This is a genomic window from Neorhizobium alkalisoli, from assembly GCF_002968635.1.
GTDB lineage: Bacteria > Pseudomonadota > Alphaproteobacteria > Rhizobiales > Rhizobiaceae > Neorhizobium > Neorhizobium alkalisoli.
Genome location: NZ_PVBN01000005.1, coordinates 24,050 through 44,212 on the forward strand (window position 1 = coordinate 24,050; position 20,163 = coordinate 44,212).

The 20,163-nt window shown below is 60.8% G+C and carries 22 protein-coding genes; 18 read left to right on the forward strand and 4 right to left on the reverse strand.

The window, feature by feature from the left end:
• Positions 1–28: 28 nt before the first annotated feature.
• The 5 genes from pmtA to C5L13_RS12455 all read left to right on the forward strand — a co-directional run bounded on the left by pmtA (position 29) and on the right by C5L13_RS12455 (position 3,390).
• Complete coding sequence (pmtA, locus tag C5L13_RS12435) at positions 29–622, forward strand: phospholipid N-methyltransferase PmtA (RefSeq protein ID WP_105383614.1); 594 nt, start codon at positions 29–31, stop codon at positions 620–622.
• Positions 622–1,224, forward strand: coding sequence for a histidine phosphatase family protein (locus C5L13_RS12440; protein WP_105383615.1), 603 nt, complete (start codon positions 622–624; stop codon positions 1,222–1,224). The genes pmtA and C5L13_RS12440 overlap by 1 nt, the downstream gene beginning before the upstream one ends.
• Entirely contained in the window at positions 1,211–1,906 is a 696-nt protein-coding gene (pyrF, locus tag C5L13_RS12445; protein ID WP_105383616.1) for an orotidine-5'-phosphate decarboxylase, read from the forward strand. The genes C5L13_RS12440 and pyrF overlap by 14 nt, the downstream gene beginning before the upstream one ends.
• 113 nt (positions 1,907–2,019) lie before the next feature.
• Positions 2,020–2,307, forward strand: a complete 288-nt coding sequence (locus C5L13_RS12450; protein ID WP_105383617.1) for a DUF1330 domain-containing protein — start codon at positions 2,020–2,022, stop codon at positions 2,305–2,307.
• Positions 2,308–2,409: 102 nt separating this feature from the next.
• Complete coding sequence (locus C5L13_RS12455; RefSeq protein WP_105383618.1) at positions 2,410–3,390, forward strand: complex I NDUFA9 subunit family protein; 981 nt, start codon at positions 2,410–2,412, stop codon at positions 3,388–3,390.
• Between the two features lie 85 nt (positions 3,391–3,475).
• On the opposite strand, the gene C5L13_RS28990 is transcribed toward C5L13_RS12455, so the two are convergent.
• Positions 3,476–3,694 (reverse strand): hypothetical protein, encoded by a 219-nt coding sequence (locus tag C5L13_RS28990; protein ID WP_170117259.1) that lies wholly within the window; start codon positions 3,692–3,694, stop codon positions 3,476–3,478.
• A 154-nt stretch (positions 3,695–3,848) separates the two neighbouring features.
• Entirely contained in the window at positions 3,849–4,655 is an 807-nt protein-coding gene (locus C5L13_RS12460) for an undecaprenyl-diphosphate phosphatase (RefSeq protein ID WP_105383619.1), read from the reverse strand.
• A gap of 156 nt (positions 4,656–4,811) precedes the next feature.
• Here C5L13_RS12460 and C5L13_RS12465 point away from each other — a divergent pair, with 156 nt between their 5' ends.
• The 13 genes from C5L13_RS12465 to C5L13_RS12525 all read left to right on the forward strand — a co-directional run bounded on the left by C5L13_RS12465 (position 4,812) and on the right by C5L13_RS12525 (position 19,281).
• The gene (locus C5L13_RS12465) at positions 4,812–5,504 is read left to right on the forward strand and encodes a glutathione S-transferase family protein (RefSeq protein WP_105383941.1); all 693 of its coding nucleotides are present in this window, start codon (positions 4,812–4,814) and stop codon (positions 5,502–5,504) included.
• Complete coding sequence (gene queG, locus C5L13_RS12470; RefSeq protein ID WP_105383620.1) at positions 5,485–6,660, forward strand: tRNA epoxyqueuosine(34) reductase QueG; 1,176 nt, start codon at positions 5,485–5,487, stop codon at positions 6,658–6,660. Before C5L13_RS12465 ends, queG begins: the two co-directional genes overlap by 20 nt.
• Positions 6,660–7,556: an SDR family oxidoreductase gene (locus C5L13_RS12475; RefSeq protein WP_105383621.1), complete on the forward strand. Its 897-nt coding sequence runs from the start codon at positions 6,660–6,662 to the stop codon at positions 7,554–7,556. The genes queG and C5L13_RS12475 overlap by 1 nt, the downstream gene beginning before the upstream one ends.
• 383 nt (positions 7,557–7,939) lie before the next feature.
• The gene (locus tag C5L13_RS12480; RefSeq protein ID WP_105383622.1) at positions 7,940–8,350 is read left to right on the forward strand and encodes a septal ring lytic transglycosylase RlpA family protein; all 411 of its coding nucleotides are present in this window, start codon (positions 7,940–7,942) and stop codon (positions 8,348–8,350) included.
• A gap of 84 nt (positions 8,351–8,434) precedes the next feature.
• The gene (locus tag C5L13_RS12485; RefSeq protein ID WP_105383623.1) at positions 8,435–9,724 is read left to right on the forward strand and encodes an RsmB/NOP family class I SAM-dependent RNA methyltransferase; all 1,290 of its coding nucleotides are present in this window, start codon (positions 8,435–8,437) and stop codon (positions 9,722–9,724) included.
• A gap of 135 nt (positions 9,725–9,859) precedes the next feature.
• Positions 9,860–11,134, forward strand: coding sequence for an imelysin family protein (locus C5L13_RS12490; RefSeq protein WP_105383624.1), 1,275 nt, complete (start codon positions 9,860–9,862; stop codon positions 11,132–11,134).
• Between the two features lie 50 nt (positions 11,135–11,184).
• The gene (locus tag C5L13_RS12495; protein ID WP_105383625.1) at positions 11,185–12,723 is read left to right on the forward strand and encodes a di-heme oxidoreductase family protein; all 1,539 of its coding nucleotides are present in this window, start codon (positions 11,185–11,187) and stop codon (positions 12,721–12,723) included.
• The gene (locus C5L13_RS12500; RefSeq protein WP_105383626.1) at positions 12,723–13,826 is read left to right on the forward strand and encodes an imelysin family protein; all 1,104 of its coding nucleotides are present in this window, start codon (positions 12,723–12,725) and stop codon (positions 13,824–13,826) included. Before C5L13_RS12495 ends, C5L13_RS12500 begins: the two co-directional genes overlap by 1 nt.
• A 5-nt stretch (positions 13,827–13,831) precedes the next feature.
• Positions 13,832–14,917 (forward strand): DUF1513 domain-containing protein, encoded by a 1,086-nt coding sequence (locus C5L13_RS12505; RefSeq protein WP_105383627.1) that lies wholly within the window; start codon positions 13,832–13,834, stop codon positions 14,915–14,917.
• A 71-nt stretch (positions 14,918–14,988) separates the two neighbouring features.
• Entirely contained in the window at positions 14,989–15,438 is a 450-nt protein-coding gene (locus tag C5L13_RS12510; RefSeq protein WP_105383628.1) for a PaaI family thioesterase, read from the forward strand.
• A complete protein-coding gene (locus C5L13_RS12515) occupies positions 15,435–16,088 on the forward strand; it encodes a 5'-methylthioadenosine/S-adenosylhomocysteine nucleosidase (RefSeq protein ID WP_105383629.1) in 654 nt (217 codons plus the stop codon). The genes C5L13_RS12510 and C5L13_RS12515 overlap by 4 nt, the downstream gene beginning before the upstream one ends.
• Positions 16,089–16,127: 39 nt before the next feature.
• Positions 16,128–17,705, forward strand: coding sequence for a glutamine-hydrolyzing GMP synthase (gene guaA, locus C5L13_RS12520; protein WP_105383630.1), 1,578 nt, complete (start codon positions 16,128–16,130; stop codon positions 17,703–17,705).
• Positions 17,706–18,024: 319 nt separating this feature from the next.
• Positions 18,025–19,281, forward strand: a complete 1,257-nt coding sequence (locus tag C5L13_RS12525; RefSeq protein ID WP_105383631.1) for a tyrosine-type recombinase/integrase — start codon at positions 18,025–18,027, stop codon at positions 19,279–19,281.
• On the opposite strand, the gene C5L13_RS12530 is transcribed toward C5L13_RS12525, so the two are convergent.
• Together C5L13_RS12530 and C5L13_RS12535 are read right to left on the reverse strand one after the other, a co-directional pair.
• Entirely contained in the window at positions 19,271–19,540 is a 270-nt protein-coding gene (locus tag C5L13_RS12530) for a helix-turn-helix transcriptional regulator (protein WP_105383632.1), read from the reverse strand. The genes C5L13_RS12525 and C5L13_RS12530 overlap by 11 nt on opposite strands.
• A gap of 407 nt (positions 19,541–19,947) precedes the next feature.
• Positions 19,948–20,163 (reverse strand): DUF2274 domain-containing protein, encoded by a 216-nt coding sequence (locus C5L13_RS12535; RefSeq protein ID WP_105383633.1) that lies wholly within the window; start codon positions 20,161–20,163, stop codon positions 19,948–19,950.

Genomic DNA, 20,163 nt, shown 5'->3' on the forward strand with positions numbered 1-20,163 from the left:
ATAGGGCACTTAAGAGGGAGGACAGGCGATGGAATTGCGTCTGAAAGAGCGGCTGGGCCGCAAGTTCGATGAGGAAATCCGGTTCTTCAAAGGCTGGATCGACGGGCCGAAACAGGTCGGCGCCATTCTTCCGACTTCCTCCGTCACCGCGAAACGAATGGCAAGCGTCATCAATACCGGGTCGGGTCTGCCTGTCCTGGAACTCGGCCCCGGCACGGGGATCATCACCAAGGCTATCCTTAGGCACGGCGTCCGGCCGGAGGAGCTCGTCTCCGTCGAATATTCGACGGACTTCTATCAGCATCTCCTGAAGACCTTTCCCGGCGTGAATTTCATCAACGGCGACGCCTTCGATCTCGACCGGACTTTGGGCAATTTAAAAGACAAGACCTTTGACAGCGTGATCTCCGCCATTCCGCTGCTGAGCTTCCCGATGGAGCGTCGCATCGCCCTTCTGGAAAACCTGCTCGACCGCATGCCGGCGGGCCGGCCGATGATGCAGATCACCTACGGCCCCATTTCGCCGATCATCGCCAATCCGGACCGCTACAAGATCAAGCACTACGATTTCGTCATGCGCAATATTCCGCCGGCGCAGCTGTGGACCTATACGCGGCCCTGATGTTCGGCCTCTACATTACCCATCCCCAGGTTCGGATCGATCCCGACGTGCCGGTGCCGGATTGGGGGCTTTCGGACGTTGGGCAGGCGCGTGCCGAACAGGCCAGCCGGTCGGACTGGGCGAAAAAGATCGGCCGGATCGTTTCGAGCGATGAGGTGAAAGCCGTGGAGACCGCAAGAATACTTGCGTCTGCCGCCGGCATTGAAGTCGAGGTCGCCCCTCGGATGCACGAGAACGACCGGTCGGCCACCGGTTTCCTGCCGCCACCCGAGTTCGAAAAAGCGGCGGATTGGTTCTTTGCCCATCCGCAGGAGAGCTTCAAGGGCTGGGAGCGGGCCGTCGACGCGCAAGCCCGGATCGTCTCCGCCGTTGTTCAGATTCTCGACAGCCACGACCCCGAGGTGCCGATCGCCTTCGTGGGCCATGGCGGCGTCGGCACCCTTCTGAAATGCCATCTTCTCGGCATGCCGATTTCGCGGGACCGGGATCAGCCCGGCGGCGGCGGAAATCTCTTCCACTTCGCCCTTGCGGATCGAACCGTCTCATGCGACTGGACGGCCATCGAGACATGGCAGGGAGCTGGAGCCGATGAACGCGCGTAATCGTCTGATCGTAGGCCTCGACATTCCGACCGTCGGCGAAGCAGAAAAGATGGTCGCAACGCTCGGCAGCGCGGTTTCCTTCTACAAGATCGGCTATCAGCTCGCCTTTGCGGGCGGGCTCGAATTCGCCCGCGATCTTGCCAAAGACGGTAAAAATGTCTTCCTCGACATGAAGCTGCTCGATATCGACAACACGGTGGCGAAGGGCGTCGAGAATATCGCCAAGATGGGTATGACCATGCTGACCCTGCATGCCTATCCGAAGGCGATGCGTGCCGCCGTCGAGGCAGCCAACGGCTCCGGTCTCTGCCTCCTTGCCGTGACCGTGCTGACGTCGATGGATGAGACCGACCTCGTGGACGCCGGCTACGAATACGATCCGCATACCTTGGTGCTGCGCCGCGCTGAACAGGCGCTTTCAGCCGGCATGGGCGGTATTGTCTGCTCGGCCGAGGAATCGGCTGCGGTGCGCAAGATCGTCGGCCCGGATATGGCGATCGTCACACCGGGCATCCGTCCGGTCGGCTCGGACGCCGGCGATCAGAAGCGGGTGATGACGCCCGCAGATGCACTGCGCGCCGGATCGAGCCATCTCGTCGTCGCCCGCCCGATCGTCAAGGCACCCGATCCGAAGGGGGCGGCGGAGGCAATTTTAGCCGAGATGCAAACCGTCCTTTCCTAAAGACCTTTGCGCCGCGGCTATCCGCCATGGCGGCATATTGTGGCCTTGATCATATTGACTGGCCGCCCAATTTGATCGAAGCCAGCTTTTAGCATCGTATCGGAGGAATTCTCATGGCCAAGGGATACTGGATCGCCCGCATCGATATTCGCGATCCGGAACGCTACAAGGATTATGTTGCCGCGACGAAAGTCCCCTTTGAGAAGTATGGCGCGAAGGCGCTCGCTCGCGGCGGCGCGTTCACGGAACTGGAAGGCAAGGCGCGTGCGCGCAATGTCGTCCTCGAGTTCCCCTCGGCACAGGCAGCGATCGACTGCTATAATTCGCCGGAATATCAGATCGCTGCAAAAATCCGCCAGGAAGCGGCAGATGGAGAACTGGTCGTCGTCGAAGGCGCCTGAAGCTCGGAAACCTGCAGGGATGCGGCAGTGTAGGCACTTCCACCTCTGTCGCGATTCGGCTAAAGACCATTCAACCTTTCCAATCGGCTCCCGGAGCATGTCATGACCGTCAGTAACCTTCCGCCCCTCGTCACCGTTTTCGGAGGATCCGGGTTCGTCGGGCGGCATGTGGTAAGAACGCTCGTCAGACGGGGCTACCGGGTGCGGGTCGCGGTGCGCCGCCCCGATCTTGCAGGCTTTCTGCTGCCGGCCGGTTATGTCGGCCAGATCGCGCTCGTACAGGCTAACCTGCGTTACCGCCAGTCGATCTTCCGGGCTGTCGAAGGCGCTTCTCATGTGGTGAACTGCGTCGGCATCATGTTCGAGTCGGGCCGCAACACATTCGATGCGGTTCAGGATTTCGGCGCCCGCTCGATCGCGGAAGCCGCCCATGCGGCCGGCGCCAAACTTACGCATATCTCCGCAATCGGCGCCGATCCGGATTCCAAGTCGTCCTACGCGCGCAGCAAAGGCCGCGCCGAAGCGACGATCTTCTCTCTGCTGCCCGATGCCGTCATCCTTCGCCCTTCGATCATGTTCGGCCCTGAAGACAGCTTCTTCAACAAGTTCGCAGCGATGGCGAAGGTGTTTCCGGCTCTGCCGCTCGTTGGCGGCGGCAAGACGAAGTTCCAGCCCGTCTATGTCGAGGATGTCGCCGAAGCCGTCGCCCGCTCGGTCGACGGTACGATCCGCGCCGGCAAGATCTACGAACTCGGCGGTCCGGAAGTCATGACGTTCCGCGAATGTCTCGAAACGATGCTGCGTGTTACCAATCGGTCGAATAAGCTCGTCTCGCTGCCCTTCGGGATAGCATCGCTGATCGGCAGCATCGCATCGCTCATCCCCTTCGTGAAGCCGCCGATCACCAGCGATCAGGTACAACTGCTCAAGGTCGACAATGTCGTCTCCGAAGCAGCAGCCAAGGAAGACCGCACGATCCAGGGGATGGGCATCCGTCCGACGCTCGCGACGTCCATCCTGCCATCCTACCTCGTGCAGTATCGTCCCCAGGGCCAATATACCGGGTCCGGCCGGGCTGCCTGACTTTTCTTTATCTTGCTGAACGTTTGCTTGCCCTTGCGGAAAGAGGCCCTGCTCGCCCAAAAAGCGAGCAGTCCTTTGTTTCGGCTTAACTTTCGGGCATGAGATGTGGCACAAAGGCCGCAGTGATCAATGCAGTGGCGTTAACGCCGGGTTCAGCAAAATCCTTTATTGAATTGTTTGAATGCGAGCAATAAAGCTCGCCTCCCAACAGACATTCACCCGTGACGATCAAATCATCCTTGGAAAGGCATTCCTCCATGGGCAAGCCCATCGCCCTCTTTTTTGCATGCGCGGCATTGATCATCCTGGCGGGCTCGTTCATGGCCCCGAAGACAGGCGCTGCCACCAAGAGCGGATGCGCGCCAGCCTACGGCGTCGACCCGTGCAGCACGGCGTCTGTCCAGCACTAAGGTGACCTGATCCGAAAACAAGGCGGCCTTCCGGGCCGCCTTTTTTGTTCACGCCCCCAAAAGAAGGGCGATGAGACCGGCGGCACCAACGGCGATCCGCCACCAGGCGAAAGGTGCATAGCCTCGGCTCGATACGAAATCGAGCAGGGAGCGCACGACGACGATGGCAGTGACGAAAGCCGCGACAAATCCAACGGCGATTACCGCACCGTCATCGAAACTCAACGCTTCGCGGTTCTTGTAGAGATCCAGCGTGAACGCACCGAGCATGGTCGGCATGGCAAGGAAGAAGGAAAACTCCGCTGCCGAACGCTTGTCGGCGCCGAGAAGCAGCGCCCCCACGATGGTAGCACCCGAACGGGATGTGCCCGGAACCATCGCGAGGCATTGGAAAAGCCCGATCTTGAAGGCGAGCGACGGAGGGTAGTCCATCACGTCGTGATAGACCGGCTGGAATTTCATCTTGTCGACAGCCAGCAGTACGAGCCCCCCGAGAATCAGGACGACGCAGATTAGCATCGGTGTTTCGAAGAGTACCGTCTTGATGAAATCATGCGCCAGAGCGCCGATGACCGCCGCAGGCAGGAAGGCGATGAGCACGGTGGCGACAAAGCGCCGGGCCTTTGCGCTAGTGGGCAGGTCGGTGGCGATCTGCAGAAGCTTGCGGAAATAGACAAGCAGGATCGCCAAAATCGCACCGAGCTGGATCAATACCGCGAATGTGTTGCCTGGAGATTGAAACCCTAGAAAATGGCCGGCTAGCAGAACGTGGGCGGTGGACGAAACGGGAAGAAATTCCGTGAGCCCCTCGATCAAGCCAAGAACGAGGGCGCTGAAAATGGACTGATCCGCCATTCTTAATCCTTTATTGAGTAGATAAGGGCAGTTTTAAGCACTCTATGAGCCGTTGCTTGTGTTGGCCCTACCAAATCCATATAGCTGTCATATGTCAGGCGGGCGCAAAAAGCAGCCTTACCCTTCCTAGACGATGTTCGTGAAGTTCAATTATCGATGCCCACTCTCTACCATCACTCCATGTCTTCGGCTTCCCGCTTCGTTCGGCTGATTCTTGCCGAATACGGGTTTCAGGCGGAACTGGTCGAAGAGCAGCCGTGGGAAAAGCGCCGCGAATTCCTCACGCTCAATCCCGCGGGCACGCTCCCCGTCTACGTGGATGACAGCATGCGAGTACTTTGTGGCCCTTCCGTGCTCATGGAATTTCTGGACGAGACACACGGCGTCTTGAAACGCGACCGCCGGCTGCTCGCCGAGGATCCCTGGCAGCGCGCCGAAATCCGCCGCCTCATGGAGTGGTTCCTCCAGAAGATGGAACAGGATGTGACGCGGCCGCTGACCCGCGAACTGATCTACAAGCTGCAGATGACGGCGGCGCAAGGGGGCGGCGCGCCGGATTCGAAAGTGCTGCGCACATCGCGCGCCAACATCCGGCAGCATATGAAATATCTCTCCTGGCTCGCCGGCTCGCGGCCCTGGCTCGCCGGAGATCGTTTGACCTACGCGGATCTTGCCGCCGCCGCCTCGATTTCCGTCCTCGACTATCTCGGCGAGATCGATTGGGCCGAGACGCCGGTCGCCAAGGAATGGTATCAGCGGCTGAAATCCCGTCCCTCTTTCCGGCCGCTGCTTGCCGAACGCATCCGCGGCATCACTCCGGTATCTCACTATGCGGACCTTGATTTCTGAAGCGAGAGCGCGAGAGGAGGACAAGGCGCTTAGGCGGCGGGAGAAGCTGACCGCCTTCATCCGCGAAGAGGCCGCCGCGCAGGGCTTCGACCTCTGTCGCATCACCGGCTCGGACACTATTCCCAGAGCTCCCGAACGGCTCGGCACCTTTCTGGCTGACGGGCACCACGCCACCATGGAGTGGATGGCCGAGACCCGCGAACGCCGCGCCGACCCGAAGGTGCTCTGGTCGGAGGTGCGGTCGATCGTCATGTTCGGCCTCAACTACGGACCGGATGAAGATCCACGCGGCATTCTGGAGAAACCCGATAAGGCGGCGATTTCCGTCTATGCCCGGAACCGGGACTATCACGACATCATCAAGGGCCGGCTGAAGGAAATCGCGACGCGCTTCGCCGCCCGCGCCGGCGAGGATGTCAAGGTTTTCGTCGATACGGCTCCTGTGATGGAAAAGCCGCTGGCGGAGGCGGCCGGACTTGGATGGCAGGGCAAGCATACCAACCTCGTGAGCCGCACTCACGGCTCCTGGCTCTTCCTCGGCAGCTTGTTCACAACCGCCGACCTTCTTCCGGATGAACGGGAGGACGATCATTGCGGCTCCTGCCGTGCCTGCCTCGACGCCTGTCCCACCGCCGCTTTTCCGGCGCCCTACCGGCTCGATGCGCGCCGCTGCATCTCCTACCTGACCATCGAGCACAAAGGGCCGATCGATCCGGAATTCCGCCCGCTGATCGGCAACCGCATCTATGGCTGCGACGACTGCCTGGCCGCATGTCCGTGGAACAAGTTCGCGGCAAGCGCTTCGGAAATGAAGCTGAAGGCGCGGGAAGACCTGAAGGAACCGTCGATCGCATTTCTCTTGACGTTGGACGATCCGACCTTCCGCATCTTCTTCAGCGGTTCTCCGGTAAAGCGGATCGGCCGGGACCGCTTCATTCGCAACGTGCTGATCGCCGCCGGCAATTCCGGTGACGCAAATCTCGTTGCGCGCTGCATCCAGCTCTCGCACGACCCCTCGCCTGTCGTTCGCGGTATGGCTATATGGGCATTGAAGCGCCTGATGCGGGAAGGTGAATTCCTGCGGTTTGCGCAGACGCGGAACCTCGAGAACGACCCGGAGGTCCTGAACGAATGGAAACTGGCGGGAGTTGCCTAATGCGCGTGATGATCTTCGGATGTGGCTATTCGGGCCAGGCGATCGCCGAGGCGTTCAGGGCCGACGGAGCCTGGGTTTCCGGTACGGTCCGGACCGCGGAAAAGGCACTGGAACTGGTGTCGAAAGATATCAAGGCTTTCATTTTCGACGGCAGCCCGTTCAGCGACGAACTGCTGGCCGAATTGAAGGAGGTGACCCACCTCATCCAGTCTATTCCGCCAACGAAAGCGAAGAGCCAGCAGTCCAGCCACGAAGGCGATCCGTTGCTGAAACTCGTCTCTGGCAAACTGCGCGAGCTTTGCCCGAAGCTCGAATGGATCGGCTACCTCTCTACCGTCGGCGTCTATGGCGACCATGGTGGGGGTTGGGTGACCGAGGAGACGCCTGGCAGCCCTATTCTCGACCGCTCTATCGAGCGGGTCGACACGGAGGAGGCCTGGGCCGACGAAGGAAAAAACGCGGGCATACTGGTGGCAAGCCTGCGGCTTGCCGGCATTTACGGACCAGGCCGCAACGCCTTCGTCAATCTCGCACGTGGCACCGCGCGGCGGATCATAAAGAAGGACCAGGTCTTCAACCGAATCCGCGTCGAAGACATCGGCGGGGCCGCCCTGTTTCTCGCAAAGAGCAAGGTGGGAGGCATATTTAATATCGCGGACGACGAGCCCGGGCCGCCGCAGGACGTCATCGTCGAGGCAGCCCGGCTGATGGAGGTGGAGCCACCGCCGGAACAGGATTTCGAGACAGCCGACATGACCCCTATGGCCCGGTCCTTTTATGGAGCCAACAAGCGTGTTTCCAATGCCAAGATCCGCGCATTGGGGTTCCAATTCCGCTTTCCAGACTATCGCATGTCACTTGCAGAAATGTGGTCGTCGGGCCGCTGGAGAGGATAATTTTCCCATTTTGAAACGGGTGAAAATTCCATCTTTTGCCATTCTGCCGGTTATTATTTCTTAAGACCTACGGCAACTCGCCACAATATTTGCCCAAATGAGGCAAAGAATCTTGCATCGCAACAAATTTTTTTCTGCACTTTTCGTGAACGGCCGGACTTTGGGAATCGTTCAGGAATAGCTTTCCGCTTTCTGTCTGTTTTTAAAGGTTTTCTTCCGAAGAAAGTTAGCTGGCTTCTTAAAAGAATCGGCGTAATTATAATCACGAATATTACAATCAGTAATATTCCGTGATCAAAGGTCCCACTTTTCCGCCACTTTTCGCCCCGCTTAGCCATTCCTGCACGCAACGTGCAGGGACCAATCGAACGGGGACGACCGACTTGACAACAATTCGACGCTCGACTTTCGCCGTGGCCGCAACTGCTGCTTTTGCACTTCTCGGCTCCGCGCAGGCCAATGCTGCGCCCGGGTGCGGTCACGCATCCTGGTATGCTCTGACTTCCAAGACTGCATCCGGTGAACGGATGAATGCCTCACTGCTTACCGCCGCGCACCGCTCACTGCCTTTCGGCACAAAGGTGAAGGTAACGAACAAACGCAACGGCAAGAGCGTCGTCGTACGCATCAACGACCGCGGACCGTTTATCCGTGGCCGGGTGATCGACGTCTCTAGGGCCGCCGCCAAGAACATCGGCATGGTAAGCTCCGGCACCGCACAGGTCTGCTATCAGATCGTCGACGCCGGAAACCAGAAGATCGCCGGCAAGGGCCTGAAAGCAATCGACGGCTGAGGCTGGACGGCACCGCCTCTTGCTCTTCGGAGCAATCGCAGCTAGGAGCCCTCCCATACGGGTGCAACCGACACGGAGAGCGACATGCGACTGGGCGGACGAGTGGCCGGAGCCATCGAGGTTCTGTCCGATATAGAGACGCGGAAGCGCCCTGTCGCCGACGCCCTCAAGGACTGGGGCCTTGCACATCGTTTTGCCGGCTCGGGCGATCGCGCCGCCGTCGGAAACATCGTCTATGACGCCTTGAGGATGCGGCTCTCGCATGCCTGGCTCATGGACGACGAGAGCCCGACTGCTCTCGCCTATGCGGTCCTCATCCGGCAATGGAGCCTCTCGCCCGAGGCTCTGCATGTCGAGTTCGCCGATGACCGCTTTGCGCCGCCTGCTCTTACCGAAGCGAACCTCTCGGCACTTGCCTCCCGCAATCTCGAAGATGCGCCGCTCAATGTTCAGGGCGACATCCCGGACTGGATACAGCCATCCTTCGAAGCCAATTTCGGCGAGGACTGGCTTGTCGAGGCCAAGGCACTCAGTGGCCGGCCGACCCTCGATCTCCGCGCCAACACGCTGAAGGCATCACGAGAGAAGGTCGTCAAGGCGCTGGAACGCTCCGGCGCCAAACCCGCGCGCATCGCCCGCAACGGCATCCGGATTGCCGCCGGCGAAGGAGCATCCCGTCTGCCGAACGTCACGGCCGAGCTTTCGTTCCAAAAAGGATGGTTCGAAGTTCAGGACGAAGGTTCGCAGATCGTCGCCGAACTCGTGCAGCCCAGCGAACACGATCAGGTTCTCGACTATTGCGCCGGTGGCGGCGGCAAGACCCTCGCCATGGCGGCCGCCATGCACAACAAGGGTCAGATTCACGCCTACGACACCGATCGCAAGCGGCTTGCACCGATCATCGAGCGGCTGCGCCGCGCCGGCACCCGCAACGTTCAGGTCCATGACGACGCCCGTCAGCTCGAGCCCTTGAGGGGCAAGCTCAATGCCGTTCTCGTCGATGCGCCCTGCACCGGCACGGGGACATGGCGCCGACGTCCGGATACGAAATGGCGCCTGACGCCGAAGAACCTCGATGAGCGCATCGCCCAACAGCAGGAGGCGCTGGCGGAAGCGGCAGCCTTTGTGAAGCCGGGCGGTGCGCTGCTCTATGTCACCTGCTCTATCCTGCCGGAAGAGAACGACCGGCAGACGGCGCGGTTCTGCGCAGAAAACCCGCAGTTTTCGGTCGTGCCGACCGAGCCGCAATGGGGCCAGGCATTCGGAAAAGATGCGCCAAAGCCGCGATCGAAAGATCATCTCTCCGTCACGCTTACCCCGGCAAGCACCGATACCGACGGTTTCTTTTTCTGTCGGATGCAGCGCAAGCTTTGACCGCGAACGGCAGGGTCAAAAACCGCCTTTCCTTCTTTCAAAACGTTCTAAACTAGATCATTTGACACCAGTTTCCATTTGCGCGAAGAACGCGATAGGCGGCAAGGGAACCTCGGCCGCCAAAGGAGAGGGATTATGATCCGCAAGACCGTTCTGAGCGCCGCGCTGGCGCTTTTTGCCGCCTCCGCGGCCTACACCGTCACGCCGGCAAAGGCCGCCGATGCCGCCGCCGTCCTCAAGCATTATGCCGAGCTTGCGCATGCCAAATACGAGGACTCGCTGACGACGGCCAAGAAGCTCGACGCCGCAATCGATGCGCTGATCGCAAAGCCGAGCGACGAAACGCTGAAGGCCGCCAAGGCCGCCTGGATCGCTGCGCGCGTTCCTTATCAGCAGACGGAAGTCTATCGCTTCGGCAACCCGATCGTCGACGAATGGGAAGGCAAGGTAAATGCCTGGCCGCTCGATGAGGGCCTGATCGACTATGTCGACACCTCTTACGGCAAGGAAAGCGACGGGAACGAGCTTTACACCGCCAATGTCATTGCCAATCCGAAAATCAAGGTCAACGGCGAAGAGATCGATGTCACCAACATCACACCCGAGACCCTTCAGAGCCTGCACGAAGCCGGCGAGATCGAGGCGAATGTCGCAACCGGCTATCACGCCATCGAGTTCCTCCTCTGGGGACAGGATCTGAACGGTACGGGCGCGGGAGCGGGCAAGCGCCCCTTTACCGATTACGATAAGGTCAAGTGCACCGGCGGAAACTGCGACCGCCGCGCCGCCTATCTGAAAGCCGCATCGACCCTGCTCGTTACCGATCTCGAGGACATGGTGAAGGCCTGGGCTCCCGATGGCGATGCCACCAAGAACGTCACCGGCGACCCGAAGGCGGGGCTGACGGCAATCCTCACCGGTATAGGCTCGTTGTCCTACGGCGAACTTGCCGGCGAACGCATGAAGCTCGGCCTTCTCCTCCACGATCCGGAGGAAGAACACGACTGCTTCTCCGACAACACCTATGCCTCGCATCTCAACGACGCGATCGGCATCAAGTCGGCCTATACGGGCGAATACACCCGCGTTGACGGCAAGAAGCTGAAAGGCCCCTCGCTTTCGGAACTGGTCGCCGCCAAGGACAAGGCGCTCGATACGGAGATGAAGAGCAAGCTCGATGCGACGCTCGCCGCCATGAACGCCATGGCAGACCGGGCACAGAAGGTCGAGGCCTATGACCAGATGATCGGCGAGAACAATGCCAAGGGCAATGCGGTCGTCCAGAAGGCGATCGATGGCCTGATCGATCAAACCAAAACGACCGAGCGCGTCATTGCGTCGCTGGATCTCGGCAAGATCGAGCTTGAAGGTTCCGACAGCCTTGATAATCCTGACGCCGTTTTCAAATAATTTCCAATAAAGGCGGGCCGCGGCTTGATGAGCTTGCGGCCCGATGACCGATGAGAGCGCCAATATCCTCGCTGTTCCTGCTACCGCTTGTTTCGGGCGCTCTTCTTCTCGCACCGCTGATAGCCGTCGGCGGCGAGACGTTTTTTCCAACGACACGTACGGATATCAATCCGAAAGATCAGAAGCGCGTGGAAACCGTCACGCGGCCTGCAACCGATTTTTCCAAGCCTGAGCAATTCGAGACCATGCAGGGTGGCGCTGCGACCACCAAGGCGCTCGTCAACGGAGATGCCTTTTCGCATTTTTCCGCAAATCTCGACTTCGACGAGGAAGAGAAATTCAAGCTCGGCAATGCGTTGTTCCGTAAGCTGTGGGTTTCCTCGCCTTCATCGACCCAGGCGTCCGACGGGCTCGGACCACTCTTCAACGCCCGGGCATGCCAAAGCTGCCATCTGAAGGATGGGCGTGGACATCCGCCCGAAGGCTCCGCGGATTCAACCTCGATGTTCCTCCGGCTTGCCCGCGCCGCCCGCACTGACGACGAGCGTGAGGCAATCTCAGACTACCGAAAACTCAATTTCCCTGACGCGACCTATGGCGAGCAGTTGCAGGACCTGGCGGTGCCCGGCCTGAAATCGGAAGGCCGGATGCAGGTTTCCTATGAGGAAATCCCGGTGACGCTTGGTGATGGGCAGGTCGTACAGCTGCGCAAGCCGACGTATTCCGCCGTCGATCTCAGCCATGGCCCGCTGGAAGGCGACGTGACATTGTCGCCGCGCGTGGCGCCTCCGATGATCGGCATGGGGCTCATCCAGGCGATCCACGAGGCGGACATCCTCGCCAAAGCCGATCCCGACGACAAGGATGGCAACGGGATATCGGGTAAGCCCGCGCTCGCGCGCGACCACAAAACGGGCGGCCTGAAGCTTGGCCGCTTCGGCTTCAAGGCCCAAAACACCTCCGTCCGTGACCAGAGTTCCGGAGCCTTTGCCGGCGATCTGGGCATTTCGACACCGGACAATCCTTTCGATCACGGAGACTGCACCAAGGCGGAGGTTGAATGCCTTGCGATGCCGACCGGCGTACAGGAAAGGCTCGGACCTGTCGAAGCGCCGGACCCCGTTCTGGAACTCGTGACCTTCTATTCCGAGAACCTCGCTGTACCGGCAAGACGCGATATCGCCGACCCGACGGTGCTGAAGGGCAAGGAGATCTTCTACCAGTCCGGCTGCACTGCCTGCCACACGCCGAAATTCGTCACCCGCCGCGATGCCGGCAACAAGGCCCATGCTTTTCAGCTCATCTGGCCCTATTCGGATTTCCTCCTGCACGACATGGGCGAGGGACTGGCTGACGGACAGCAGGTTGGCGTTGCCGATGGACACGAGTGGCGCACTCAGCCGCTTTGGGGCATAGGCCTCACCGAAACCGTCAACGCCCATACCTTCTTTCTGCATGACGGGCGGGCTCGCAATCTCACAGAAGCCATCCTCTGGCACGGCGGCGAGGCCCAGCGTGCTCGCGACGCCTTTGCTTCGCTTTCCAAAGACGACCGCACCGCGCTGATCAAATTCCTGGAGTCTCTCTGATGCGCATGATCCTTGCCGCCGGCCTGATCTCGCTGCTACCCGCCATGGCTGCTGCACAGGAGGGCGAGCCCACGCCATCCGTCGACCTGCCGGAAACGGAGGTCACCAAAGTCATGACGGCTGCAGTCGACGGTTTTATCCGGCCGGGCTATGGCGCCTTTCATCGATCGGCAGAGAAGATGACGGTCGTTATGAAGACGCTTTGCGAAGCGCCTTCGGCGGCAAACTACGATTCTGCCAGGAACGCCTTCCGTACAGCTGCGGTGAGCTGGGCCCATATCGAGATCGTCCGCGTCGGGCCTGTCATCGAGCAGAACCGCTTTGAACGCATCCTGTTCTATCCCGACCGCAAGAGCACCGGCCTCAAGCAGGTTCAGGGAATTCTGTCGAAATCGGACGAAACGGCGACCGATCCCGCCACGCTCGCGACGAAGAGCGTGGCGACGCAGGGCTTCGGCGCCCTGGAATATCTGCTCTTTGGCACGGGGTCGGAGATCCTTTCTACCGAGAAGAACGGCTTTCGCTGCCGATACGCCACGGCGGTTGCCGGCAACATAACCAATGTTGCCAAGGAGATTTCCGGCATCTGGGATGCGCCTGATGGCATCCAAAAAGCGTGGGAACAGCCAGGGGCCGCCAACCCGGTCTTCCGCACTGGTGGAGAAGCGGTCACTGCGCTGCTCGGCATCCTCGTCCATGGCGCCGAAACCGTGCGCGATCAGCGCATCGAGACCTTCTACAAGGGACCGGAGAAGGCGAAATTCCCGAAGCAGGCGCTGTTCTGGCGCTCCGAGAACACCTGGCCTTCCGTCAAAGGCAATCTCGAGGGTCTTGCGGCATTGCTGCAGGTATCCGGCATGGAGAACCTCCTGAAGCAATCCGATCGACCGATCATCGCTTCCACGCAAGCGCTCCTCAAATCTATGATCGAGCTTTCGGAGCAGGTCACGCCTGACCTCGAGACGGCGGTTGAGGACCCAAAGGAGCGCGAAAAGCTCGACACGCTGCTCGGCCAGGGCCGCGAAGTGATCACCAGCCTGAATGAGGGCTACGGCGGCGCGATCGGTCTCAGTTCCGGCTTTTCCTTCTCGGATGGAGACTGACGGCCATGTGGCGCGGCGAGGCCATTGACCGGCGCGGCTTCCTGAAGGCGGCAGGTATTGCCTTCACCGCCGCGCTTTCGCCACGCGCGCTGATGGCGCTGGAACGGGCGGACGCGGTCTATGCCGCGGGTTTTCGCGCGCCCGACGGTTCCTTCGGCATCGCCACGATTTCCGAGCGCGGCGAAATCATCGACCGCGTCGCTTTACCCGCCAGAGCCCACGGCATGGCCTATAGTGCCGTCACCAACCGCGCCGTCGCGTTCGCCCGCCGGCCCGGTACTTTCGCCATGGTCTTTGACCCCGATGGCCAGGCAGAGCCGGTCGTCATCACCTCGCCTGAAGGCCGGCATTTCTATGGCCACGGGCATTTCTCCCCGAATGGTGCTCTGCTTTACGCCAGCGAGAATGATTTCGACGGCAATCGCGGCATGATCGGCATCTACGACGCGCGGGATAAATTCCGCCGCATCGGCGAATTTGAAGCGCATGGTATCGGCACGCATGACATGACCGTCTCGGATGACGGCACGCTCCTGGTGATCGCCAACGGCGGCATTGAGACCCATCCGGATTTCGGCCGCACCAAGCTCAACCTCGACCACATGGAGCCGTCGCTCGTCCTGCTCGACGCCAGGACGGGCGCGCTCGTGCAGCGGCACGGTCTGCCCCCCGCGCTTCGTCAGCTTTCGACGCGACATCTCGATATCGGCGCGGATGGCCGCATATGGTTCGCCTGCCAGTGGGAAGGCGCGCGCAACGCGCTGCCGCCGCTCGCCGGCTGGCTCTCGCAGGGAGAGGACATCTCCTTCGTCTCGCTGCCGGAGGAGACAACGATCCGGCTCGGCAACTATGTCGGTGCGATCGCCGTCAACCGCCACGAGGGCATCGTCGGCATCACGTCGCCCGTCGGCGGCGCAGCCGTCACCCTCGATGCGAACACCGGGGCTGTCCTGAAGGAAGAGTTTGTCCGCGACACTGCCGGTGTCGCCCCCGCCGCGCGTGGCATCGCCGTTTCCTCCTACGACGGGCGGTTCAACGAGACCCGCAGCCGCGTCGCCTGGGATCAGCACATCGTTCGGCTCGCCTTTTAACCCAATCCATAGCATTCGCTTGCCGAACATCCCTCCCCATGCCAATTTCGCACCTGCGAAAGGAATAGGACATGAACGGGAGAGATACGGGCGACTTTCGCCAACGCATCAGGCAAAGCTTCGCGCGCCAGGGCGCGATGGGCCTGCTTGGCGCCGAACTGGCACGCGTCGAACAAGCCATGGTGGAAATCGAGCTGCCCTTCGACCCGAAACTCACCCAGCAGCATGGTTTTCTGCATGCCGGCGTCATCTCGGCCGCGCTTGATTCCGCTTGCGGTTATGCCGCCTATACGGTCATCGAGCCGGAAGCGTCCATTCTGACGATCGAATTCAAGGTAAACCTGATGTCGCCCGGCCGCGGCGAACGCTTTCTCTTCCGCGGCGAAATCACCAAGCCGGGTTCAACCATCATCGTCGCAGACGGCCGTGCCTATGCCATCGGAGACGGCCCCGCCAAACTCATTGCATCCATGACCGGGACCATGATGGTGATCCGCGGCCGGGAGGACGTAACCGGATGAACCAACCGCTTCCCTTGGGCGAGCCGGCTCTTGCCGGCGGCAAATCCATTCTCTTCGTCATGGCTGTCGACGCCGAATATGGTCCGACCCTTCAATCGCGCATCAAGCCGCTGATGACCGGTGTCGGTCCGGTCGAGGCTGCCGTCGTGTTGAGCCATGTGCTGACGACGCTGAAGACCTCGGGCGAATTGCCTGATCTCATCGTCTCGCTCGGCTCGGCCGGTTCCCGCAGCCTCGAACAGACCGAAGTCTATCAGGTCTCCTCGGTCTCCTACCGCGACATGGACGCCTCGCCGCTCGGCTTCGAGAAGGGCCGGACGCCTTTCCTCGACCATCCGGCGATGATGCCCCTCCCCTTGCGTATCCCCGGCATTCCGAGCGCCTCACTCTCGACAGGCGGCAATATCGTCTCCGGCGGCGCCTACGATCTCATCGAAGCCGACATGGTGGATATGGAAACCTTCGCCGTGATGCGCTGCTGCCAGTTTTTCGCAATTCCGCTCATCGGGCTGCGCGGTATTTCGGACGGAAAGGAAGAGCTCAAGCATGTCGACGACTGGAGGGAATACCTGCACGTGATCGACGTAAAGCTGGCGGATTCGGTGGACGGTCTTTTTAACGCGCTTGAGGATGGCGAATTGGCCTTCTGAGCAGTTGCGTTAAAAACAACTTTTCTTTAAAGGCTCGCCATGACCCAGATAGCTCATCCCGACAGCATCCTCATCATCGATTTCGGCAGCCAGGTGACGCAGCTGATCGCGCGTCGCATCCGCGAATCCGGCGTCTATTGCGAAATCCACCCGTTCCAGAACGCGGCCGCCGCGTTTGAGAGACTCCAGCCCAAGGGCGTCATCTTCTCCGGGGGGCCAGCCTCCGTAACATCGGAAGGCAGCCCGCGTGCCCCGCAGGCCGTTTTCGACTCGGGTATCCCGATCCTCGGCATCTGCTATGGCCAGCAGACGCTCTGCCTGCAGCTCGGCGGGGAAGTGGAAGGCGGTCACGCAGCAGAATTTGGACGCGCCGATGTGGAGATCAAGGCAAAGAGCCCGCTCTTCGACGGCATCTGGGACGTCGGCAGCAGTTATCCGGTCTGGATGAGCCACGGCGACCGCGTAACCAAGCTTCCCGAAGGCTTTGAGGTCATCGCAACGTCGGAAAACGCGCCGTTTGCGATCGCGGCGAACGAGAGCCGTCACTACTACACCACCATGTTCCATCCGGAAGTGGTGCATACGCCTGACGGTGCCAAGCTCCTTTCCAACTTCGTGCACAAGATCGTGGGGCTGAAGTCGGACTGGACGATGGCCGCCTATCGCGCCGAGATGATCCGCAAGATCCGCGAACAGGTCGGTTCCGGCCGCGTGCTCTGCGGCCTTTCAGGCGGTGTCGATTCCTCCGTCGCGGCGGTGCTGATCCACGAGGCGATCGGCGAGCAGCTCACCTGCGTCTTCGTCGACCATGGTCTAATGCGCCTCAACGAGGCCGAGGAAGTGGTCAAGATGTTCCGCGACCACTACAACATTCCGCTTGTGCATGTGGACGCCTCCGACCTGTTCCTGACCGAACTTGCCGGCGTCTCCGACCCTGAAGTGAAGCGCAAGACGATCGGCCGCCTGTTCATCGAAGTTTTCGAGGCGGAAGCCAAGAAGATCGCCGAGGACGGCAAGGGCGCGCCTGCCTTCCTCGCCCAGGGCACGCTCTATCCGGACGTGATCGAAAGCGTCTCATTCTCCGGCGGCCCTTCCGTGACGATCAAGAGCCATCACAATGTCGGCGGCCTGCCTGAGCGCATGAACATGAAGCTCGTGGAGCCGCTCCGCGAACTCTTCAAGGACGAAGTCCGCGCACTTGGCCGCGAACTCGGCCTGCCGGACCGTTTCGTCGGTCGTCATCCCTTCCCGGGTCCCGGGCTCGCAATCCGCTGCCCCGGCGGCGTTACGCGCGAAAAGCTCGACATCCTGCGCAAGGCGGACGCGATCTATCTCGACGAAATCCGCAAGGCCGGTCTCTACGACACGATCTGGCAGGCTTTCGCCGTGCTTCTGCCGGTGCAGACGGTTGGCGTGATGGGCGACTACCGTACCTACGACTTCGTCTGCGCACTGCGCGCCGTGACTTCGGTCGACGGCATGACAGCGGATTTCTACCCTTACGACATGAACTTCCTCGGCCGCACGGCGACCCGCATCATCAACGAGGTGCGTGGCATCAACCGGGTCGTCTACGACGTAACGTCGAAGCCGCCCGGCACGATCGAGTGGGAATAATTCAGACCCATCCGAACGCCGTCGATTTTACGCTATAGCCCTCCATAACACACTGAAATAGCTAAATAAATTTTCCGACATCTATCGCCATCTATCGCGGGGCAAGCCTCGGGATTGACGGTATAGCTGACGGTATGGCGGCTCTTGTTTCATCGTCAGATTGCATATACCGTCACGGCTTAGAGAGCTTGTGACGGTATTTTTTTCGGAATTACTCCTTTGAAATTAAAAGGAAATTCGCCGTTCAGGGAGGCCTGTTTTGGCCTGACGGTATAATTGGTGGCTCTCTAGCTTTTTTTGAACGATTTCGGAGGGTCCAATGCTGACTGACGCCGCCATCAAGGCACTGAAACCAAAAGATAAATTATACAAGGTCGCCGACCGTGACGGTATGTACGTCGCGGTCCAGCCCTCCGGGGCGATCGTGTTCCGTTACGACTACCGCATGAACGGTCGCCGGGAGACATTGACGCTTGGTCGATACGGCTCGGCCGACCTGTCTCTGGCGCGTGCGCGGGAGAAGCTGATCGACGCGCAGCGCGCCATTCTCGAAGGGCGGTCGCCTGCGCAGGAAAAGCAGCGGGAGAAGCGCCGGATCAAGGAGGCCAAGAGCTTCGGCGAGTTTGGCGAGCGCTGGCTGCAAGAGCACCGGATGGCGGAAAGCACCCGTGCTATGCGCCGCTCTATCTACGAGCGGGACATCCTTCCGACATTTCGGAATCGGCTGCTGACGGAAATCAGCTCCGAGGATTTGCGGGCGATGTGCGCAAAGGTGAAAGCCCGAGGCGCGCCCGCAACGGCGGTCCATGTCCGGGACATCGTGAAGCTGGTTTACGCCTTCGCGATCCTGCACGGGGAGAAGGTGCCGAATCCCGCCGAGGAAGTCGGGCCGGCCTCGATCGCCACCTTCGTTCCCAAGGACCGCTCACTATCGCCCGCTGAAATCCGCGTCATGCTCAGCCAACTTGAGCATGTGGCGACCCTGCCGACCATCCGGCTCGGACTGAAGCTGTTCCTCATCACCATGGTTCGCAAGAGCGAGCTGCAGGACGCGACTTGGGATGAAGTGGATTTCGAGAATGCGGTGTGGTCGATCCCGAAGGAGCGGATGAAGCGCTCCAAGGCCCACAATGTCTATCTGCCGGAGCAGGCGATCGACATCCTCGTTGCGCTCAAGACCTGCGCCGGCAACTCCAGATACCTGTTGCCGTCGCGCTATGACGCGGACGCGCCGATGTCGCGGGCGACGTTCAACCGCGTGACCTATGCAGTCGTCGAGCAGGCCAAGAAGGCGGGACTGCCGCTGGACCCGTTCACCGTCCACGATCTCCGCCGGACGGGCTCGACGCTGCTCAATGAGCTGGGTTTCAACAGCGACTGGATCGAAAAGTGCCTCGCGCATGAGGACGGCCGGTCGTCGCGCGGCATCTACAACAAGGCGGAATATGAGCACCAGCGCCGCCACATGATGCAGGAATGGGCCAATCTCATCGACGCCTGGGTCGCAGGCCAGAAATACGTTCCGACGCTCTATCCAGCGTCCATGGACCTTCTGGTTCCCGAGCCTAGCCTTTGACGGGCCGGGCTTTCCTCAGGTTGACGTCAGGCGACGGCGCCCGCTTGACAGCTTTTGCTCTGGAGGCTTGGCGGCGCTGCTCAAGCCAAGCCTCCACTTCACCGAGATCCCAGACAACGGTTCGGGCGGTCAGATAGAAGCGCTGCGGAAACTCGCCGCGCTGCTCCATGTCATAGATGGTCGTGTCGGCAAGGGGGACGATCTCGCGGAGCTGATGCCGGCGAATGGTGCGCTTGGTCAGTGGGGGCGATTGGCTCATTTCCAGCCCCCGTCGCCCGCGATCCGCGTGGTGCAGGCCGCCATGTCTTCGTGATCGGCAATTCCGATGTTCAGGGTCGCCATAGCGCGCCTCGCTCCTTCAGCACCGTGTCCAGCGTTTGCCGGGAGGCGGCCAGCAACGTGACTGCGATCTCCTCGGCGCATGGCGGACTGTGGAGGGCGATCGGCGGCGTGTAGCGTGCCGTATTCGCGCTTACGCGCAGAAGGCACCCCCCGGTCATGAACGCGCGTTGGTTCGATTGGCCTGGCTCAAGGGGATGCTGTCGATCCGCGGTAATAGAATCTCGGGAGGCTCGGACTGGCGCAACGCAGGATTCTCATCGCCGGTGCTGGTTGGAGAAGGTCGAAGCGTTGGGCAGCGGGAGCGTAGCCGCTGCCCCCAACGGCTTAGCCAGGCGTCCGTCGCGCCTTGGCGAAGCCGCGATCGGTGGCGATGAAGCGTTCGAGCATCGGCACGATCAGCTTGGCGGGTTCGATCGGCGTGCCGCCTTCGGTGAGCAGGCGGCCGTATTCGATCAGGTCGCGGTGGAGCGCCGCAGGCAGCTCCACCGTGATCCTGACGGGCTTGTCATCGGCGATGGGGCCGAGTTTCAGCTTGGCCAT

Bases quoted from the DNA above. Each gene is read 5' to 3' on its own strand.
- guaA (WP_105383630.1), top strand. From the start codon at position 16,128: ATGACCCAGATAGCTCATCCCGACAGCATCCTCATCATCGATTTCGGC.
- C5L13_RS12485 (WP_105383623.1), top strand. From the start codon at position 8,435: ATGCGACTGGGCGGACGAGTGGCCGGAGCCATCGAGGTTCTGTCCGAT.
- C5L13_RS12530 (WP_105383632.1), bottom strand. From the start codon at position 19,540: ATGAGCCAATCGCCCCCACTGACCAAGCGCACCATTCGCCGGCATCAG.
- C5L13_RS12495 (WP_105383625.1), top strand. From the start codon at position 11,185: ATGAGAGCGCCAATATCCTCGCTGTTCCTGCTACCGCTTGTTTCGGGC.
- pyrF (WP_105383616.1), top strand. From the start codon at position 1,211: ATGAACGCGCGTAATCGTCTGATCGTAGGCCTCGACATTCCGACCGTC.
- pmtA (WP_105383614.1), top strand. From the start codon at position 29: ATGGAATTGCGTCTGAAAGAGCGGCTGGGCCGCAAGTTCGATGAGGAA.
- C5L13_RS12510 (WP_105383628.1), top strand. From the start codon at position 14,989: ATGAACGGGAGAGATACGGGCGACTTTCGCCAACGCATCAGGCAAAGC.
- C5L13_RS12450 (WP_105383617.1), top strand. From the start codon at position 2,020: ATGGCCAAGGGATACTGGATCGCCCGCATCGATATTCGCGATCCGGAA.
- C5L13_RS12535 (WP_105383633.1), bottom strand. From the start codon at position 20,163: ATGGCCAAGCTGAAACTCGGCCCCATCGCCGATGACAAGCCCGTCAGG.
- C5L13_RS12465 (WP_105383941.1), top strand. From the start codon at position 4,812: ATGCCCACTCTCTACCATCACTCCATGTCTTCGGCTTCCCGCTTCGTT.
- queG (WP_105383620.1), top strand. From the start codon at position 5,485: ATGCGGACCTTGATTTCTGAAGCGAGAGCGCGAGAGGAGGACAAGGCG.
- C5L13_RS12440 (WP_105383615.1), top strand. From the start codon at position 622: ATGTTCGGCCTCTACATTACCCATCCCCAGGTTCGGATCGATCCCGAC.
- C5L13_RS12505 (WP_105383627.1), top strand. From the start codon at position 13,832: ATGTGGCGCGGCGAGGCCATTGACCGGCGCGGCTTCCTGAAGGCGGCA.
- C5L13_RS12525 (WP_105383631.1), top strand. From the start codon at position 18,025: ATGCTGACTGACGCCGCCATCAAGGCACTGAAACCAAAAGATAAATTA.
- C5L13_RS12460 (WP_105383619.1), bottom strand. From the start codon at position 4,655: ATGGCGGATCAGTCCATTTTCAGCGCCCTCGTTCTTGGCTTGATCGAG.
- C5L13_RS28990 (WP_170117259.1), bottom strand. From the start codon at position 3,694: ATGATCAATGCCGCGCATGCAAAAAAGAGGGCGATGGGCTTGCCCATG.
- C5L13_RS12490 (WP_105383624.1), top strand. From the start codon at position 9,860: ATGATCCGCAAGACCGTTCTGAGCGCCGCGCTGGCGCTTTTTGCCGCC.
- C5L13_RS12515 (WP_105383629.1), top strand. From the start codon at position 15,435: ATGAACCAACCGCTTCCCTTGGGCGAGCCGGCTCTTGCCGGCGGCAAA.
- C5L13_RS12500 (WP_105383626.1), top strand. From the start codon at position 12,723: ATGCGCATGATCCTTGCCGCCGGCCTGATCTCGCTGCTACCCGCCATG.
- C5L13_RS12455 (WP_105383618.1), top strand. From the start codon at position 2,410: ATGACCGTCAGTAACCTTCCGCCCCTCGTCACCGTTTTCGGAGGATCC.
- C5L13_RS12475 (WP_105383621.1), top strand. From the start codon at position 6,660: ATGCGCGTGATGATCTTCGGATGTGGCTATTCGGGCCAGGCGATCGCC.